Source organism: Comamonas sp. 14P8.1.4 (genome assembly GCF_057799285.1).
This window is the reverse complement of record NZ_JBYOKN010000003.1, coordinates 409,174-425,593: the sequence shown is the minus strand read 5'-3', so window position 1 is coordinate 425,593 and position 16,420 is coordinate 409,174. Positions and strand designations below refer to the sequence as shown.

Here is a 16,420-nt window from a genome sequence, read left to right as displayed (position 1 = left end):
ATTCAAGAGCGCCCAGGCTGGGGCGGTTTAAGCCTTGTTGCGCACTTCACCGGCGCCGTGCAGGTTGCTGTCGCAACGGCCGCACAGGGTGGGGTGGGCAGGGTTCACGCCCACATCGTCGCGGTAGTGCCAGCAGCGCTCGCACTTGGCGTGCTCGCTGGCCTTGACGGTGGTGGTCAGTGCATCGCCAGCCACCGCTGTGGCGGCGGAGGTGATGAAGACGAATTTCAGGTCATCCTTGAGGCTTTGCAGCAGGGCCAGGTCTTCAGGCTCAGCGGTCAGCGTGACTTCGGCTTGCAGGGACGAGCCCACCGCGCCGGTGCCGCGCACCACTTCGATGTCCTTGTTGACCACGTTGCGGATCTCGCACAGGCGCTTCCACTTGGCCAACAGGGCTTCGCTGCCTTCGGGCAGGTCGGTGAACTGTTCCAAGAAGATGGATTCGCTGTGGCCAAAAATCTTCCACGCTTCTTCCGCCGTGAACGACAGGAAAGGCGCCATCCAGCGCAGCAGCGCGTGGGTGATCTGGTGCAGTGCGGTCTGGGCCGAGCGGCGGGCCAAGCTCTTGGGGGCGCTGGTGTACAGGCGGTCCTTGAGTACATCCAGATAGAAGCCGCCCAGGTCTTCCGAGCAGAACAGCTGAATCTTGGCGACCACGGGGTGGAATTCATAGACCTTGTAGTGGCCCAGAATTTCCTTTTGCAGCTCGGCCGCACGCGCCAGCGCGTACTGGTCGATCTCCAGCATGTCGTCGTAGGCGACGGCATCGGTGGCCACGTCAAAGTCGCTGGTGTTGGCCAGCAAGAAGCGCAGCGTGTTGCGGATGCGGCGGTAGCTGTCCACCACACGGGCCAGGATCTTGTCGTCGATACCCAGGTCGCCCGAGTAATCGGTCGATGCCACCCACAAACGGATGATTTCCGCGCCCATTTTGTTGGACACGTCTTGTGGTGCCACAGTGTTGCCCACGGACTTGGACATCTTCTTGCCCTGACCGTCCACGGTAAAACCGTGGGTCAGCAGGCCGCGATAGGGCGCACGGCCAAAGATGGCAGATGCCAGCAGCAGCGAGCTGTGGAACCAGCCGCGGTGCTGGTCGTGGCCTTCCAGGTACAGATCGGCCTCGGGGCCTTGGTCATGGTGGTGCTCGGGATGGGTGCCGCGCAGCACGTGCCAGAAGGTGGAGCCGGAGTCGAACCACACCTCCAAGATGTCGGTGCTCTTGGTGTAGTGCTGGGCTTCTTCAGCGCCCAGGATTTCTTCGGTGGTCACGCGGCTCCAAGCCTCGATACCGCCGGTCTCGATCATGGCCGCGGCCTGGTCGATGATCTCCATGGTGCGGGGGTGCAAAGCACCGGTGTCCACATGCAGGAAGAAGGGAATAGGCACGCCCCACGAGCGCTGGCGCGAGATGCACCAGTCCGGACGTCCGGCGATCATGGCGCGCAGGCGGTCCTGGCCGTTTTGGGGGTAGAAGCTGGTGTGGTCAATCGCTTCCAGCGCGATTTGGCGCAGCGTTTGCGCAGGCTTTTGGGCGGGGTCGGTGAACACGCCTTCGCCTTCGTCCATGCGGATGAACCACTGGGCCGCCGCGCGGTAGATCACGGGCGTCTTGTGGCGCCAGCAATGGGGGTAGCTGTGCTCCAGACCGGTGGTGTCCATCAGGCGGTTGGCAACCTTCAGTGCGTCCAAGATGACGGGCACAGCCTTCCAGATGTGCTGGCCACCGAACATGGGCAGGTCGGCCGCGTACACGCCATTGCCTTGCACGGGGTTCAGGATGTCCTTGTAGTCCATGCCATTGCTGATGCAGGAGTTGAAGTCATCCACACCATAGGCAGGCGCCGAGTGCACGATACCCGTGCCGTCTTCGGCGGTTGCGTATTCGGCCAGGTACACGGGCGAGATGCGGTCAAAGCCCTTGTCCACATGGGCCAGTGGGTGCTTGAAGGGCATATGGTCGAGCTTTTCGCCCTTGGCAGTGGCCACCACGGTGCCCTCGATCTTCCAGCGCGCCAGGCACTTCTCGACCAGTGCCGAGGCCAGCACCAGCAGGCCACGCTCGGTGTCTACCAGGCTGTATTCCAGATCGGGGTTGACGTTCAGCGCCTGGTTGGCAGGAATCGTCCATGCGGTGGTCGTCCAGATCACCACAAACGCTTCTTTGTTCAGCGAAGGCAGGCCAAAGGCTGTGGCCAGCTTGGCAGGGTCAGCGGCGGGGAACATTACGTCCAGCGTCTGCGACTTCTTGTCCTGGTATTCGATTTCGAACTCAGCCAAGGACGAGGCGCAGTCAAAGCACCAGTACACGGGCTTGAGGCCACGGTAGACAAAGCCACGCTCCATCACCTTCTTCAAGGCGCGCAGCTCGGCGGCCTCGTTGGCGTAGTTCATGGTCTTGTAAGGATGGTCCCATTCGCCCAACACACCCAGACGCTTGAAGTCCACCATCTGCTGCGCGATTTGCTCGGTGGCAAAGGCGCGGCTCTTGGCTTGCATCTCGTCGCGGGGCAGGTTGCGGCCGTGCAGCTTCTCGATGGCGTTCTCGATCGGCAGACCGTGGCAGTCCCAGCCCGGTGCGTACAGCGCGTCAAAGCCTTCCAGCTGGCGGCTCTTGACGATCATGTCCTTGAGCACCTTGTTCACCGCGTGGCCGATGTGAATCTGGCCGTTGGCGTAGGGAGGGCCATCGTGCAAGATGAACTTGGGCGCACCCGCACGCGCGACGCGCAGCTTTTTGTACACGCCTTGCTCGCCCCATTGCTTGGCCCATGCGGGCTCGCGCTTGGGCAGGTCGCCGCGCATCGGGAATGGGGTGTCGGGCATGTTCAGCGTGGCGCGGTAGGCGGACGCTTCGGGCTTGTTCGATTTGGATTCAGACATGGGGGAACCTTGAGGGCAGGCCAAGCTGCAAGCAGCTGGGCGTAAAAAGCAGGGTGGAGCACCGGGCGCTGCCAGCGCTCGAGCGGACGAAGGCGAGCGTCAAATTCGGTCGCGCGTGGTTTGGCGACGGGTTTCGGTATACGTGGCGAAGAACGCGTGCGCATCATCGCAGTCCTTGGCGATGCCTTGGGTCAAGGCGGCCAGACTGTCGTATTTCAGCTCGTCGTGCAGTTTGTGCAAAAGTTCCACGCGGATGATTTTACCGTAGGCACCTTCGCCACCCAGGTGGCGCGGCCAATCCAGGCAATGGGTCTCTAGCAGTACCCGCCCGCCGTTCACATCGTTGGGGTCCAGCGAAGGGCGAACGCCCAGGTTGGCCACCCCGCGCAGCGGCGCATCGTCCAGGCCATGCACCAGCACGGCAAAGATGCCGCTGGCAGCGGGTTTCCAGTGGTTGAAGCGCAAATTCAGGGTGCGAAAGCCGTCCATCGCTCCGGGCGTGGACTCGGCTAACTGGCGCCCCAGCTTGCGGCCATGCACCACATGGCCTGAGATGGTGTAGGGGTGGCCCAGCATCTGTGCGGCCACGGCCATGTCTCCGTCGGCCAGGGCGGCCCGCACGGTGGTGCTGGAGACGCGTTCGCCCCGTACCTCGTAGCTGTTCATGCGCGCGACGTCAAAGCCCAGCTGCTGGCCTGCAGCGTCCAGCATGGCGTAGTCACCTGCGCGTTGGGCGCCAAACTTGAAGTCGTCGCCGACCAGGACATATTTGGCGCCCAGCCCATCGAGCAGCACTTCCTGGATAAAAGCCTCGGGCGACTGGCTGGCCAGTGCATCGTTGAAAGGCAGCACGATGACCTGATCGACGCCACAGAACTCCAGCTGCGAGAGCTTGTCGCGCAGCGTGCCCACACGGGCAGGCGCCAGCTCGGGCTTTTTGAACTTCTCGGCGAAGTAGTCGCGCGGGTGGGGCTCGAACGTCAGCACGCAGGTCGGAATGTTGCGCTGCGTGGCTTCGGCGGACAGCAAGGCCAGCATGGCTTGGTGCCCACGGTGTACGCCGTCAAAGTTGCCGATGGTCACAGCGCAGTGCGGGGCCAGTCCCGGGTGCTTGAATCCGCGAAAAATCTTCATCTGTATTGCTTTGGTTTTTATAGCTTGCAAAACCTGCCCTGTGACAGCGTGGTGGCAGTTTGTCATCGAAAGCAAGTATATTGTGCTGGAGATAGACGGCGCGCTAAGCCCGACTGTGGGCTGCATGGTGCGCCCGCTGTTGTGCAAGGAGGCCGAACTTGAGAGTTTTGAAGCTGTCCGCCCATGGCTTGCCCCAGTCCTGGATCACGCTCGAAGAAGCGGTGTTGCACTACGCCGCTGACGATGTGCGCTGGACCATGGGCTCTGCCGTGGCCGTCTTTCACGGCGGACACAATGCCATGACGGGCCAGCAGTCGTGCATTGAGGTGCACAGCATCATTGGCACGCGTGGCGTGCCACGTGTCAGCCCACACGAACTCAAGCCGGGCCTGACCAATGGCAAGCTTTTTGCCCGCGACCGCAATGTTTGCGCCTATTGCGGTAAAACTTTTGATAGCAACTGCCTGACCCGCGAGCACATCTTGCCGGTCTGCCAGAAGGGGCAGAACACCTGGATGAACCTGGTGACCGCCTGCGTGAGTTGCAACCACCGCAAAGGCCCGCGCACACCAGAGCAGGCGCGCATGCCATTGCTGTATGCGCCTTACGTGCCCAGCATCTGGGAGGACTTCATCTTGCGCAACCGCCGCATTCTGGTGGACCAGATGGAGTTCCTGCGCATGCATGTGCCCAAGACTTCACGCCTGGCCCAGGGCAAAGACCATGTTCCAGAGTTTGAATATTTCAGCAATGGCTGAAATAGGCTTTGACCGCGTGGTGAAATCTAGGGTTTTCCTACAACGCATGCTGCCATGATCGTTCACGAGCGTCCCAATGGACTGACCCTATTTGTCATGATGCGGGGGTCGGTGCTACAGCGCATCCGTTGGAAACTCTGTCTGAACATTCTGCTGGCGCTGTTGGTCACCTTCGCCCACGGTTACCTGTTCGACATCAAGATCACGGTCACGACCATCCCCTTCACCCTCATTGGCCTGCCGCTGGCCATTTTTCTGGGCTTTCGCAACAACACCGCCTACGACCGCTACTGGGAGGGCCGCAAGCTGTGGGGCGATCTGAACATCCGTGCCCGCGTCATGGCGCGCCAGTGCCTGAGCCTGATTGACCTGCACCAGCCGATCGACCCGCACAACCGCGAAGGCGATGTGCGCGTGCGTGTGGTGCACCGCACGCTGGCCCATGCCCATGCGCTGCGTGCGCAGTTGCGTGGTCATATGGACGATCGTGCCGTACAGCGCTGGTTGACCGACAAAGACTGGGACCAGGTGCGTAACTTGCCATTGGGTTACCGCGGCGACGCCATCATCCAGGCCAATGCCAACGACCTGAGCGAGTGCATGCGCGACGGGCGCATCGATGCCATCAACTACAACAAGATGGATGAGACGCTGACCTTCATGACGTTTGCCGCTGCCTCGTGCGAGCGCCTGCGCCACACGCCCATGCCGTTCTCCTACACCCTGCTGCTGCACCGTACGGCGCACCTGTATTGCTTTTTGCTGCCGTTTGGTCTGGTGGATGTGACCGGTTTCATGACCCCGTTTGTGGTGGCCATCGTGGCCTACACCTTCTTTGGTCTGGATGCGTTGGGCGATGAGCTGGAAGAGCCGTTTGGCACCGACAACAACGACCTGCCGCTGGACGCCATGTGCCGCAGCATGGAGATGAACCTGCTGCATCTGCTGGGCGACACCGAGATTCCCGCTGCCATGCAGCCGGTGCACAACCGCCTGACCTGAAGGCTGCTCAGCAAGGGAGCGCGAACAACGCGCCGCACCCCGCCCTCTGCATAAAAAAAGCCACCCGAAGGTGGCCTTTTTTATTGCTGCGCGGAGGGTGCAGGTTTATGCGTCGCCCACGCCGGCGGTCTCCAGCATGCGGGCCGACAGCTCGCCCAGGTGGTGCAGGCCGTCGCCATACGTCATCTCCAGCTGCGCCAGCTTCTTGAACTGGTGGCTGACGATGTATTCATCCGTCACGCCAATGCCGCCGTGCAGCTGTACGGCCTGCTGACCGACAAAGCGCATGGCCTGGCTCAGCTGCACACGGGCGCGGGCGATGGCGCGGCGGCGCTGTTCGGCGGGGGTGTCCAGCTGCAGGCTGGCGTAATAGCTCATGGAGCGGGCCAGCTCCAGCTGCATCTTCATGTCGGCCAGGCGGTGGCGCAGGGCCTGGAAGCTGGCAATTGCCACGCCAAACTGCTTGCGCTGGTTCAGGTAGTCGGCGGTGATGGTGAGCACCTGGTCCATCACCCCCACAGCTTCGGCGCAGACGGCGGCGCTGCCGGTGTCCACGGCCAGCTCCAGCGCTGCCAAACCTTCGGTGGTGACCAAGGTGGCCGGGCTTTGCGCCGTTTCCACTTCGGCAGCGCGGCTGCCGGTCTGGGTGATGTAGCCACGGGTGGTTACGCCGGGGGCGCTGCGCTCGACCAGGAACAGTGCCTGCTGGCCGTCCAGCAGTGCGGGCACCAGGAAAGCATCGGCTTGGTCACCGATTGGAACAATGCTTTTGTGAGCTGTCAGCGTATAGCCATTGGGCGTTTGCGTGGCTTTTGACTCACATTTGTCCAGGTGGTAGCGCGCACGGCGCTCCTGGTGGGCCAGCACCACCAGCGCTTGGCCGCTGGCCACGCGGGGCAGCCACTGGGCCTGCACGGCGTCAGGGGCGTACTGGCTCAGCACCTTGGCGGTGATGAAGCTTTGCGCCAAAGGCTCCAGTACCATGCCGCGGCCCATTTCTTCCATCACCACCATGGCTTCCACCGCGCCCATGCCCATGCCTTCGTGGGCTTCGGGCACGTTCAGTGCGGTCAGGCCCAGCTCGGCCAGGGCGTTCCAGGTCTCGCGGCTGAAGCCGCCGGCTTCCACTGCTGCACGGCGGTGTTCAAAGGTGTAGGCCTTGTCCACCCAGCGGCGGGCGGCATCACGCAGTTGTTGCTGATCGTCAGAAAAATCGAAATCCATGTTCTTGTCTCCCTCTTAGCCCAGCAAGGTCTGCGCCACGATATTGCGTTGCACTTCGTTGGAGCCGCCGTAGATGGTGGTCTTGCGGTAGTTGAAGTAGGCGCCGGCCAGCGGGGCGTTGCCCACGGTGCCGCCGGGGAAGTCGCCTTGCCAGCCCGCTTCCATGGCTTCTTCGATGAAAGGCAGGCTGTAGGGGCCAGCGGCCAGCATCATCAGCTCGGTATAACGCTGCTGGATTTCGCTGCCCTTGATCTTCAACAGGCCTGCAATGTCCAGCGAGTTCTTGCCGCTCTTTTCGGCCGACAGCACGCGCAGCACCAGCATTTCCAGCGCAATGATGTCCACTTCCAGCAGGGCGATCTGGTCGCGAAAACGCGTGTCTTCCCACACGCCTTCTTGCTTGGCGATGCGCTTGAGGCGCTCCAGCTCGCGCTTGGAGCGGTTCACGTCGGCAATGTTGGTGCGCTCGTGCGCCAGCAGGTGCTTGGCGTAGGTCCAGCCCTTGTTTTCTTCGCCAATCAGCTGGTCGGCGGGCACTTTCACGTTGTCAAAGAACACTTCGTTGACTTCGCACTCGCCGTCCAGCAGCTTGATGGGGCGCACGGTCACGCCGGGGCTCTTCATGTCCAGCAGCAAGAAGCTGATGCCGGTCTGCGGCTTGCCTTCGTTGCTGGTGCGCACCAGGTTGAACATCCAGTCGCCATGCTGGCCCAGTGTGGTCCAGGTTTTTTGGCCGTTGACGATGTAGTGGTCACCCTGGCGCTCGGCACGGGTTTTGACACTGGCCAGGTCAGAGCCCGAACCGGGCTCGCTGTAGCCCTGGCTCCACCAGACTTCACCACTGGCAATGCCGGGCAAAAAGCGCTTTTGCTGTTCCGGCGTGCCGTAGGCCATGATGACCGGGGCCACCATCACCGGGCCAAATGGCACGACGGCGGGGGCGCAGGCGCGCGCGCATTCTTCGGCAAACAGGTGTTTTTGCACCGCGGTCCAGCCGGGGCCACCAAACTCCTTGGGCCAGCCGCTGATCAGCCAGCCTTTTTTGCCCAGCGTCTTGGCCCAGCCTTGCATGTCGTCGCGGCTCAGGCGCAGGTCGTTGCGTACTTTGGCAGCCAGTGCGGGGTCAAGGTTGTCTTTGAGCCAAGCGCGTACTTCTTCGCGGAAGGCTATCTCTTCGGGCGTATATGCCAAGTCCATGCAGTGTCTCTCCTGGTTATCAAGGCGGGCGCAAGGCCCGTCATGCCAGCAAGGGTGCGTGTTGCGCTGCAACGCTGCAACAGGGGGAACGCGCAGAACTTGTCGCCTAGGTGCCTGAAGGCACTAGAGAATTCCGTTAGGCGGAATCTTTGAGGCCGGCGCACAGGCGCTGCACCTGGGCTTCCAGCGCGGCCACACGGGCTTCCAGGGCTTCGATGCGGCCGTTGTCGGCTGGGGGCAGGGCTGTGGCGTCGGCACCACTGCTGGCGGGCAGTGCTGGGGCACCGCACAGCAACTGGGCCCAACGCGCCTCGCGGGCCCCGGGGGGCTTGGGCAGCAGCTGTACCAAGGCGCCGCCTTTTTCTTCAGCGCGATCTTGCAGCTCTTGCAAGAACGCGTCGACCGAGCCCGTGTCCGCAAAGCGGTGCCAGCGCTCGGCATTGGTGCGCAGCTCGGCCGCTGTCTGCGGGCCGCGCAGCATCAACAGGCCCAGCAGCGCGCTGGACTGGCTGGGCACAGCCAGCACCCGCTCGAAGTTGTGCTCCCAGCGCATGGCACGCTGGCCGCTGACTTCGATCACCAGGTGGCGTTCACGCAGGCTGTCCAGCGCAGCCAGGATATCGGCCTCGCTCAAGCTCATCACGGGCTCGCGGCTGGTCTTTTGGTTGCAGCCGCTGAGCAGGCTGTTGAGCGTCATAGGATAGCTGTCGGGCACGGTGCGCGCTTTTTCCATGAGGGTGGCAAGCACACGTGCTTCAGTCGGGGACAAGGGCAGGTTTTGATGGTCGAAGGTCATGGCAGGGATAATTGCGGCGCAATGAAAAACATCGTGATTTTGATCTCGGGCGGCGGATCCAATATGGCTGCCATTGTGAAAACCGCCCAGCAGCAAGACTGGGAGCGCCGTTATGGCGCACGCGTGGCGGCCGCCGTCAGCAACAAGGCCGAGGCCAAAGGGCTGGTTTTTGCCAAGGAACACGGCATTGCCACCGAGGTCCTTGATCACAAGCAGTTTGACAGCCGCGAGGCATTTGATGCCCGGCTGGCCCAGGTGATTGACCAGTACAGCCCCTCGGTGGTGGTGCTGGCGGGCTTTATGCGCATTCTGACGCCCGGCTTTGTGCAGCACTTTGAAGGCCGCATGGTCAATATTCACCCCTCGTTGCTGCCGGCCTTCACCGGTTTGCATACCCACCAGCGCGCCATTGACGCGGGTTGCAAGTTTGCAGGCTGCACCGTGCACGGGGTGACGGCAGAGCTGGATGTTGGCCCGATCTTGGAGCAGGCCGTGGTGCCTGTGCTGCCGGATGACACCGCTGAAACGTTGGCGGCCCGCGTGCTCACGCAAGAGCACATCATCTATCCGCGTGCCGTGGCCGCTTTGCTGCAAAAGGCTTAATCAGACGACAAAAAAAAGAGACCCGAAGGTCTCTTTGCGTGGTTGCTGGGTGAGCTTTTTATCCATTTCTCAGCAGTGATAAAACCTGTTGAGGGCTTACATTCGACTGTGCAAGCATCGCGTTAGCCGCCTGTTGCATGAGCTGTGCTCGTGTGAGATTTGAAGTCTCTATCGCAAAGTCTGCATCCTGGATGCGTGATCGGCTGGAGGTCAAGTTTTCGCTGCTGGTTTGCAGGTTCGCTATGGTTGCGCTAAATCGGTTCTGAGCAGCGCCTAGCTCTGAGCGCGTGCTGTTCACGACGTCTAACGCGCGATCAATATCTTGCACGGAGCTGAAGTTGGCCAATTCGGACATGTTGCCGATGGCTGGGACTTGGGTGCCTGGGCTGGACGGGTCATTGAGGCCTTGAAAAGATCCGTCTAGTAACTTTTGCCCGTTGAATTCAGTGGTACTCGAAATACGCACAATCTCCTCAGACACCTGAGTAATTGCGTTTTGGAGATCTTCGTTGTCTTTCGCAGAGTTGGCGTCGTTATCAAGTTGCATTGTTAACTCGCGTGCGCGCTGTAACTTAACTCGCGTGCGCGCTGTAACAAATCCCCCACATCGGACAGGGAGCCTTCTGCAACCTGGGTCAGTGAAATGGCGTCATTGGCATTGCGTGCCGTCTGATTGAGTCCACTCACTTGATCCATGAGTTTTTGCGCGATATGCAGGCCTGCAGCATCGTCCTTCGCCGAATTAATGCGAAGGCCGCTGCTTAATCGGTTCAGCGATGTACTTAGGCTTGCTTGCGCGGCGGACTGGCTGCGCTGCACATTCAGACTTGCAACGTTGGTATTGATGACTAATGCCATAAAGTGTCTCGTTGAAACAATTGATTACATGTGAGTGTAGAAGCGACTCCGGGCTGGTGCAAGTAGGCGGGGGCTGCATGGCGCCCAGTGATCCGTGTCGCGCAGGTGGCAGAAACACGGCGATTAGGTCGTCAATCAAAGGGGTTGTAGCTCAGATTTTTGGGGCGGTGGATGCGGGTTGGCGTCGCCCCTTTCCGTGCCACCGCAGTGCACGGCCAAGGCGTTTTGACTGTGGTTGTTATTGCGGAACCTTGGCGAAACGGGGTTGTTCTACACCGTCAATCACCACCGTCTCATTGAACATGGCCGCCGGGCGCACCCACAGGCCGCGCTCGCCGTACAGCGCGCGGTACAGGGTCAGGGGCTCCAAGGTTTCGCTGTGGCGCACGGTGCCCAACACCTCATAGCTTTGGCCTTTGTAGTGGCGGTACAACCCTGTGGGCACCTCTTGCGGTAAACGTAGTTCGACAGATTGATGCATGGTTAGGATGGCCCATTCTTTGAAGTTGACCCACCCTACGACACTGCGATTACTCTATGAACTACGCTGATTTTGTCCATCTGGTGCGAATGTGTGAACTGGAGAGTGCGGCCAATAGTCGGCGCTACCGCCGCAGCATCATGGCGTTTGCGGCGCTGGGGTATGCGTGGGTGATCGCTTGCTTGGGGCTGGGTCTGGGTTTGCTGGTATGGACTGTGCCGGGTTTGTTGCAAGGCACAGTGAGCGGATGGCGAATTTTGACCGCTCTGCTCGGGCTGGGACTGATTTGGACATGCTTGCGCGCAATGTGGGTGCGTATCCCAGAGTCGCAAGAGGCTGTGCGCATCACGCAGCAACAAGCGCCTGCGTTGTTTGAGGCTTTGGAACGCATCCGTCAAAAAGTCAAAGGACCACAGATTCATGCGGTCTATATCGATGGTGAATTCAATGCCAGCATTACCCAGATCCCGCGCTGGGGTTTGTTGGGCGGGGTGCAAAACACCCTCACCTTAGGGCTACCTTTGGCGATGGCATTGGATCGACCGCGGCTGCTGGCCGTTTTGGCCCATGAGTATGGACATCTGCGTTCTGACCATGGGCGCTTTGCTGCGTGGGTGTATCGCACACGCCAGTCGTGGCACCGCATGCAAGAAGGCTTTGATGAAGATGATGACCCGATCTCCATGGCCACACAGGCTTTTTTTCGCTGGTATTTCCCACGTTTTCAGGCCCGCACCTTTGCGCTGGCGCGTCAGGATGAATACGAAGCCGACCATATCTCGGCCAAGTTGCTGGGGTATGACGTAGCCGGCGCAGCCTTGGTGGAAATTGCGATCAAGGCGGCGTGGCTTCAAGAAAAGTTCTGGTCGCAGCACTGGCATTCGGCCTTCAACCAAGCGCAACCGGTGGGGCCATTTCAGTCAATGGTGCAGCGGCTACTGCAGCCGGTCGAGCAAGATTTTGCGCAAAAGGCGCTGCAAGCGGCTTTGCGCCGCACGAGCGATGTGGCCGACACCCACCCTAGCCTGAGAGAGCGGCTGGAGGAGCTGGAGCAGGCTGCGCAGCTGCCGACATGGTCGACGCAAGGTGCTTTGGGACTGCTGGGCAAGGATGTGGCGGACTGGATTCAAAAGTTTGATAAGCAGTGGAGTCTTGATCATGCCGACGGTTGGCGGGATCACCATGCGCGGCTGCAGCGCTGGCGCCAACATGTGGTGGCGTTGTCAGAGTCACGCCCGATGGCCAATGAGAATGAGCTGGTGCAAGAAGCCATGTTGCGCCGCTTGCTTTTGCCGCAATCTCAGGAACAGGTACTGCCCTTGTACTTGCGAGCGCTACAGATGAATCCCCAACATGCGTTGTCATTGCTTGGGGCAGCACAGGTGCTGCCCACTGGCGATGCACGGCGGGCGCCGTACCTGCAGCGCGTATGGGAAAGTCATCCGCATTACCAATGGCGCAGCGCGCAGTGGATGATCAATATTTTGGAGCAGCCTCCCGCCGGAGAAAGCCGCGATGTCGAAGCCCTGCAACTGTGGCGTCAGCGCCGCAATGATGCTGAAGTTGCAGAGCAGCGTGCCGGGCAAGAGCTAAGGGATGGTGACTTTCTGCGCAATGTGAGCCACCACGATCTACGTCCTTTCGAGCTGGCCCAGTTGCAGGCCGAGCTGGCCTTGTCGCCCAGCGTGGCGCAGGCATGGCTGTTGTGCAAAAATTTACGCGAGTTTCCGCAGCGCAGGGCCTATCTGCTGATGGTGGAGTGGACGCAGGCCGCGTGGCAGCAGCATGGCGGTGACGATGTGGATTTACTGGAATCGCTGAACTCGTATTTGGACGGCTGGAATGCGTTGCCGGGGATGTTTTACCTCGTTAGCGTGGGATCGTCTGTGTCCAGCGAAGAAGTACGCAAACGGGCTGGGGCGGCGATCCACACGCGTTAGGCGAAATACAAGGACATGGGACAATAACGGCTATGCACCCCAAAGCCCTTCTGGACGCTTGCTCCGAACTCGTCAAGCTGACCCTCCAATTCCAGCACCCCGCCGACTCGGTGGTGTCCCGCTATTTCCGCGACCACCGCAACCTTGGTCCGCGTGAGCGCGCCACGCTGGCTGAAACCGCGTACACCGTGCTGCGCAAGAAAACCCTGTTTGAAGCGCTGGCCCGCAGCGGCAGTGGCCCCAAAGAGCGCCGCATGGCCATTCTGGGTTTCCACGCGCCACGCAACTTTCTGCAGGCCGCGCTGAGCGACCAGGAAATCAAGTGGCTCAATGACTGCGACGCCACGAAGCCTGAAGAGCTGATGGCCCAGCACCGCCACAATCTGCCGCAGTGGATGGCTGACGCCCTGCAAGCCCAGGTGGGCGACCAGTTTGAAGCCCTGGCCGCCAGCATGCTGGAGCCTGCACCGCTGGACTTGCGCGTGAACGCCCTGAGCGCCAAGCGCGAAGCCGTGCAAAAAGAACTGAACCAGGCGGGTATCAAGGCCGTTGCCACCCCGTATTCCCCCTGGGGCCTGCGCGTGCAAGACAAGCCTGCGCTGACCAAGCTGGCCGCCTTCCAGGAAGGCCGTCTGGAAGTGCAGGACGAAGGCTCGCAGTTGCTGGCCCTGCTGCTGGACGCCAAGCGCGGCGAAATGGTGGTGGACTTTTGCGCCGGTGCCGGTGGCAAAACCCTGGCCATTGGCGCACAAATGCGCAATACCGGCCGCCTGTATGCGTTTGACGTGTCGGCGCACCGTCTGGAAGCGCTCAAGCCCCGCCTGGCGCGCAGCGGTTTGTCGAACGTACACCCCGCCGCCTTGGCGCACGAGCGCGATGAGCGCGTGAAGCGCCTGGCTGGCAAGATCGACCGCGTATTGGTCGATGCGCCTTGCTCGGGCCTGGGTACCTTGCGCCGCAACCCCGATCTGAAGTGGCGCCAGGACGAAAAGGCCGTGGCTGAACTCAACGAGAAGCAAATCTCCATCTTGACCAGCGCCGCGCGCATGGTGAAGTCGGATGGCCGCTTGGTCTACGCCACTTGCTCGGTGTTGCCGGAAGAAAACGAGTTGGTGGCCGAAGCCTTCCAGAAGGCCCACCCTGACTTTGTGCCGCTGGACGCCGGTGAGACCTTGGCCCAGCTGAAGGTGGACAACGCCGCCAGCCTGTGCGCCGGTGGCGAAACCGGCTCGCGCTATGTGCGCCTGTGGCCGCATACGCACCAGACCGATGGCTTCTTTGCGGCGGTGTGGGTACGTAAATAAATTGGCCCCTTCGGCGCCGCTGCCTGCAGTGGTACGCCGGGTGGTTTGATCCCCGCCAGCTTGCAGGTTGGCGGGGATTTTTTATACCGTTCCCTTTTTTCTTGTGCAGCCACGTACGATCACACGATGACCACCCAATACGAAAACCTCGCCACACTGGAGTTGTGGAACGACTTTTTCAAAGTTTCCCCTGCCGAACTGCCTGCCGAACGCCAGATGCGCGGGCGGCGCATATCGGGATTTATTCGTGGCACGGTGCTGCCCAGCGCAGAAGCGGCGGATCTTGCTGTACCAGCGCTTGAGGCTGCAGGTGAAGGCGCAACCGATGCACCCGTGAGTAGCAAGAAAGCTGCACCGCAGGTACAGCGTGAATGGGTGCCAGCGCAGTGGGGCTTTATTCCACCGCAGGCCAAGTCGGTCAAAGATGCCAACCTGCGCTCGACCAAGCTGTTGGTGGCGCTGAATGAGACCGTGAGCACCACGCAAGCCTTTCGCGATGCGTGGCTGGCGGGGCAGCGCTGCATCATCCCCATGCAGGCGTTTTATGTGGACGATGTACGCACAGGCAAGGCGGTGCCGACGCGCATTGCCCGCGTGGACGGTCAGCCCATGGGTGTGGCCGGTGTGTGGAGCCATTGGAAAGACCCAGAGACGGGCGCTGAGTTGCTGAGCTACGCCATCCTGACCATCAACGCCAACAGCCATGCGCTGATGCGCCGCTATGGCCCGCAGGGCACAGACCGCCGCATGCCGGCCATCTTGGGCGAGGGCACGTACGACGCCTGGCTGACCACCCGCCAAGAAAAGGCGCGCGAATTCATGCGGGCCTACCCGGCCAACTGGATGCTGGCCAATCCTGTAGAAAACAAGAAAGACAAAAAGCCCAAGGGCTTGTTTGATTGATTCCTCGATGGATTGGATGATTTTGATAGCTGCTAGCGCTGGTGTTTATTGGGTTATAGCGTGATTTTTATCAGATGCTAGCGCTGCTTCGGCTCCTGCCTTTCCGGGGCATAGCCACCCCGTCCTGCCCTCCTAGGTGCTGGCTATTTTTGGCGTAACCACCCTCTGCTTGCATGTCTTTCCCTTCCGTGGATTCCATCCTTGCCCCCGTCCAAGCCTGGGCATACGCCATGGCCCCGGTGAATTCGGTCGCGTTTGATGCGCTGGCCTGGCTGTCTTTGGGCTTGTACCTGCTCTTTGCCGTGGTGGCCCTGCATTACGCGCTCAAACCCTGGGCGGAGAAAGCGATGGGCGTGGCCCTTGCGGGTGCAACCGTGGCATCGCTGCTGCTGCACCTGTCGCTGCGCAGTACGCCGGCGTACGTGGGGGAGGGGGCGCTGTGGAAGTTTGTGGCGGTGTCTCAGTATCTGCCCTGGGCGGTGATCGGCGTGGCCTGCCTTTACCTGCTCTACCGCGTAGTCACTACCCTGCGCAAAGGACGTGGCTCAAGCGGTGAGCCGTGAAGGCCCTCTGGGAGACGGCCAACCAGGGGGGTGAGCAGCCGCTGTGCTGAAAACAGAAAAACCTGTTGCAGGTGAATGGGCAACAGGCTTTTGATTTTGATAGCTGCTAGCGCTTGTTGAATAAGCGCTGGCGCCATCTATCCCCCCGAAATTTTTACGCAGTGACGGATTCGCCCAGCAGGGCGTCGACCGCCGCATGCGCGGCCAGCGTTTGCGCGCAGGCATTGGCGGCTTCTTCGCCCTTTTTCACGAAGTGCTCACGGAAAAAGCCCAGCAGGTCTTCCGAAGGCTGGAAGTTGTAGGGCGTCAGCGCCACGGAGAACACGGGCACGCCGGTGTCCAGCTGCACGCGCATGAGGCCATCGACCACGGCGGTGGAAACAAACTCGTGGTGGTAGATGCCGCCGTTGACGATCACGGCGCAGCCAATCACGGCGTCAAACTTGCCGGATTGGGCCAGCTTTTGCGCCATCAGCGGGATTTCGAAAGCGCCGGGCACTTCCACCTGGTGGATGCGGGCGGGCGCAGCACCCAGGGTTTGCAGCTGCTGGGCGCAGGCATTGCGGGCGTTGTGCACCACATCGCTGTGCCAGTTGGCGCTGATGATGGCAATGCGGGCCTGGGCCAGTGCCGCTTGGGTGGCTGTGGCATTGGCGGAAGGGGTCATGGTCTGATTCATGGGGTGTGTCTTTCTGAGACGAGCAACAAATGAATCAGGGCGCGCGAAGGCAGGCGCAGCCGTGGCAAAGGCAGCGCGCAGGCCTTGTGGCACGC

General features: G+C 61.1%; 16 protein-coding genes. 7 read left to right on the top strand and 9 right to left on the bottom strand.

Annotation, left to right across the window (positions count from 1 at the left end; translation table 11 throughout):
- Window positions 1-27: 27 nt before the first annotated feature.
- Both ileS and AC27VO_RS09000 read right to left on the bottom strand, forming a co-directional pair.
- Entirely contained in the window at window positions 28-2,883 is a 2,856-nt protein-coding gene (gene ileS, locus AC27VO_RS09005; RefSeq protein ID WP_488666362.1) for an isoleucine--tRNA ligase, read from the bottom strand.
- A 99-nt stretch (window positions 2,884-2,982) separates the two neighbouring features.
- Window positions 2,983-4,017 (bottom strand): bifunctional riboflavin kinase/FAD synthetase, encoded by a 1,035-nt coding sequence (locus AC27VO_RS09000; protein WP_488666361.1) that lies wholly within the window; start codon window positions 4,015-4,017, stop codon window positions 2,983-2,985.
- 158 nt (window positions 4,018-4,175) lie between these two features.
- Here AC27VO_RS09000 and AC27VO_RS08995 point away from each other — a divergent pair, with 158 nt between their 5' ends.
- Together AC27VO_RS08995 and AC27VO_RS08990 are read left to right on the top strand one after the other, a co-directional pair.
- Complete coding sequence (locus AC27VO_RS08995; protein ID WP_488666360.1) at window positions 4,176-4,775, top strand: HNH endonuclease; 600 nt, start codon at window positions 4,176-4,178, stop codon at window positions 4,773-4,775.
- A gap of 54 nt (window positions 4,776-4,829) precedes the next feature.
- Window positions 4,830-5,777: a bestrophin family protein gene (locus tag AC27VO_RS08990; protein ID WP_488666359.1), complete on the top strand. Its 948-nt coding sequence runs from the start codon at window positions 4,830-4,832 to the stop codon at window positions 5,775-5,777.
- Between the two features lie 105 nt (window positions 5,778-5,882).
- On the opposite strand, the gene AC27VO_RS08985 is transcribed toward AC27VO_RS08990, so the two are convergent.
- The 3 genes from AC27VO_RS08985 to AC27VO_RS08975 all read right to left on the bottom strand — a co-directional run bounded on the left by AC27VO_RS08985 (window position 5,883) and on the right by AC27VO_RS08975 (window position 8,994).
- Entirely contained in the window at window positions 5,883-7,001 is a 1,119-nt protein-coding gene (locus tag AC27VO_RS08985; RefSeq protein ID WP_488666358.1) for an acyl-CoA dehydrogenase family protein, read from the bottom strand.
- A 15-nt stretch (window positions 7,002-7,016) separates the two neighbouring features.
- On the bottom strand, window positions 7,017-8,198 hold the full coding sequence (locus AC27VO_RS08980; protein WP_488666357.1) for an acyl-CoA dehydrogenase family protein: 1,182 nt from the start codon (window positions 8,196-8,198) through the stop codon (window positions 7,017-7,019).
- Window positions 8,199-8,334: 136 nt separating this feature from the next.
- Window positions 8,335-8,994, bottom strand: coding sequence for a YceH family protein (locus tag AC27VO_RS08975; protein WP_488666356.1), 660 nt, complete (start codon window positions 8,992-8,994; stop codon window positions 8,335-8,337).
- Between the two features lie 21 nt (window positions 8,995-9,015).
- Here AC27VO_RS08975 and purN point away from each other — a divergent pair, with 21 nt between their 5' ends.
- The gene (purN, locus tag AC27VO_RS08970; protein ID WP_488666355.1) at window positions 9,016-9,597 is read left to right on the top strand and encodes a phosphoribosylglycinamide formyltransferase; all 582 of its coding nucleotides are present in this window, start codon (window positions 9,016-9,018) and stop codon (window positions 9,595-9,597) included.
- A 58-nt stretch (window positions 9,598-9,655) separates the two neighbouring features.
- Here purN and AC27VO_RS08965 read toward each other — a convergent pair whose 3' ends face one another.
- The 3 genes from AC27VO_RS08965 to AC27VO_RS08955 form a co-directional block, all read right to left on the bottom strand.
- Complete coding sequence (locus AC27VO_RS08965; RefSeq protein WP_488666354.1) at window positions 9,656-10,144, bottom strand: flagellin; 489 nt, start codon at window positions 10,142-10,144, stop codon at window positions 9,656-9,658.
- Window positions 10,145-10,146: 2 nt separating this feature from the next.
- On the bottom strand, window positions 10,147-10,455 hold the full coding sequence (locus AC27VO_RS08960; RefSeq protein ID WP_488666353.1) for a flagellin N-terminal helical domain-containing protein: 309 nt from the start codon (window positions 10,453-10,455) through the stop codon (window positions 10,147-10,149).
- 238 nt (window positions 10,456-10,693) lie between these two features.
- Window positions 10,694-10,936, bottom strand: coding sequence for a DUF1653 domain-containing protein (locus tag AC27VO_RS08955; protein WP_488666352.1), 243 nt, complete (start codon window positions 10,934-10,936; stop codon window positions 10,694-10,696).
- A 56-nt stretch (window positions 10,937-10,992) separates the two neighbouring features.
- Between AC27VO_RS08955 and AC27VO_RS08950 the strand changes: the two genes are divergently transcribed.
- The 4 genes from AC27VO_RS08950 (at window position 10,993) to AC27VO_RS08935 (ending at window position 15,646) form a co-directional block, all read left to right on the top strand.
- Complete coding sequence (locus tag AC27VO_RS08950; RefSeq protein WP_488666351.1) at window positions 10,993-12,876, top strand: M48 family metallopeptidase; 1,884 nt, start codon at window positions 10,993-10,995, stop codon at window positions 12,874-12,876.
- A 32-nt stretch (window positions 12,877-12,908) separates the two neighbouring features.
- Window positions 12,909-14,180, top strand: coding sequence for an RsmB/NOP family class I SAM-dependent RNA methyltransferase (locus AC27VO_RS08945; protein WP_488666350.1), 1,272 nt, complete (start codon window positions 12,909-12,911; stop codon window positions 14,178-14,180).
- 126 nt (window positions 14,181-14,306) lie between these two features.
- Entirely contained in the window at window positions 14,307-15,083 is a 777-nt protein-coding gene (locus AC27VO_RS08940) for an SOS response-associated peptidase (RefSeq protein WP_488666349.1), read from the top strand.
- A gap of 173 nt (window positions 15,084-15,256) precedes the next feature.
- Complete coding sequence (locus AC27VO_RS08935; RefSeq protein WP_488666348.1) at window positions 15,257-15,646, top strand: hypothetical protein; 390 nt, start codon at window positions 15,257-15,259, stop codon at window positions 15,644-15,646.
- A gap of 154 nt (window positions 15,647-15,800) precedes the next feature.
- On the opposite strand, the gene AC27VO_RS08930 is transcribed toward AC27VO_RS08935, so the two are convergent.
- Window positions 15,801-16,325 (bottom strand): 6,7-dimethyl-8-ribityllumazine synthase, encoded by a 525-nt coding sequence (locus tag AC27VO_RS08930; protein WP_488666347.1) that lies wholly within the window; start codon window positions 16,323-16,325, stop codon window positions 15,801-15,803.
- Window positions 16,326-16,420: the final 95 nt, after the last annotated feature.

Excerpts from the sequence above, each read along its gene's own strand:
- ileS (WP_488666362.1), bottom strand. The coding sequence starts at position 2,883 with ATGTCTGAATCCAAATCGAACAAGCCCGAAGCGTCCGCCTACCGCGCC.
- AC27VO_RS09000 (WP_488666361.1), bottom strand. The coding sequence starts at position 4,017 with ATGAAGATTTTTCGCGGATTCAAGCACCCGGGACTGGCCCCGCACTGC.
- AC27VO_RS08990 (WP_488666359.1), top strand. The coding sequence starts at position 4,830 with ATGATCGTTCACGAGCGTCCCAATGGACTGACCCTATTTGTCATGATG.
- AC27VO_RS08985 (WP_488666358.1), bottom strand. The coding sequence starts at position 7,001 with ATGGATTTCGATTTTTCTGACGATCAGCAACAACTGCGTGATGCCGCC.
- AC27VO_RS08980 (WP_488666357.1), bottom strand. The coding sequence starts at position 8,198 with ATGGACTTGGCATATACGCCCGAAGAGATAGCCTTCCGCGAAGAAGTA.
- AC27VO_RS08975 (WP_488666356.1), bottom strand. The coding sequence starts at position 8,994 with ATGACCTTCGACCATCAAAACCTGCCCTTGTCCCCGACTGAAGCACGT.
- purN (WP_488666355.1), top strand. The coding sequence starts at position 9,016 with ATGAAAAACATCGTGATTTTGATCTCGGGCGGCGGATCCAATATGGCT.
- AC27VO_RS08965 (WP_488666354.1), bottom strand. The coding sequence starts at position 10,144 with ATGCAACTTGATAACGACGCCAACTCTGCGAAAGACAACGAAGATCTC.
- AC27VO_RS08960 (WP_488666353.1), bottom strand. The coding sequence starts at position 10,455 with ATGGCATTAGTCATCAATACCAACGTTGCAAGTCTGAATGTGCAGCGC.
- AC27VO_RS08955 (WP_488666352.1), bottom strand. The coding sequence starts at position 10,936 with ATGCATCAATCTGTCGAACTACGTTTACCGCAAGAGGTGCCCACAGGG.
- AC27VO_RS08950 (WP_488666351.1), top strand. The coding sequence starts at position 10,993 with ATGAACTACGCTGATTTTGTCCATCTGGTGCGAATGTGTGAACTGGAG.
- AC27VO_RS08945 (WP_488666350.1), top strand. The coding sequence starts at position 12,909 with ATGCACCCCAAAGCCCTTCTGGACGCTTGCTCCGAACTCGTCAAGCTG.
- AC27VO_RS08940 (WP_488666349.1), top strand. The coding sequence starts at position 14,307 with ATGACCACCCAATACGAAAACCTCGCCACACTGGAGTTGTGGAACGAC.
- AC27VO_RS08935 (WP_488666348.1), top strand. The coding sequence starts at position 15,257 with ATGTCTTTCCCTTCCGTGGATTCCATCCTTGCCCCCGTCCAAGCCTGG.
- AC27VO_RS08930 (WP_488666347.1), bottom strand. The coding sequence starts at position 16,325 with ATGAATCAGACCATGACCCCTTCCGCCAATGCCACAGCCACCCAAGCG.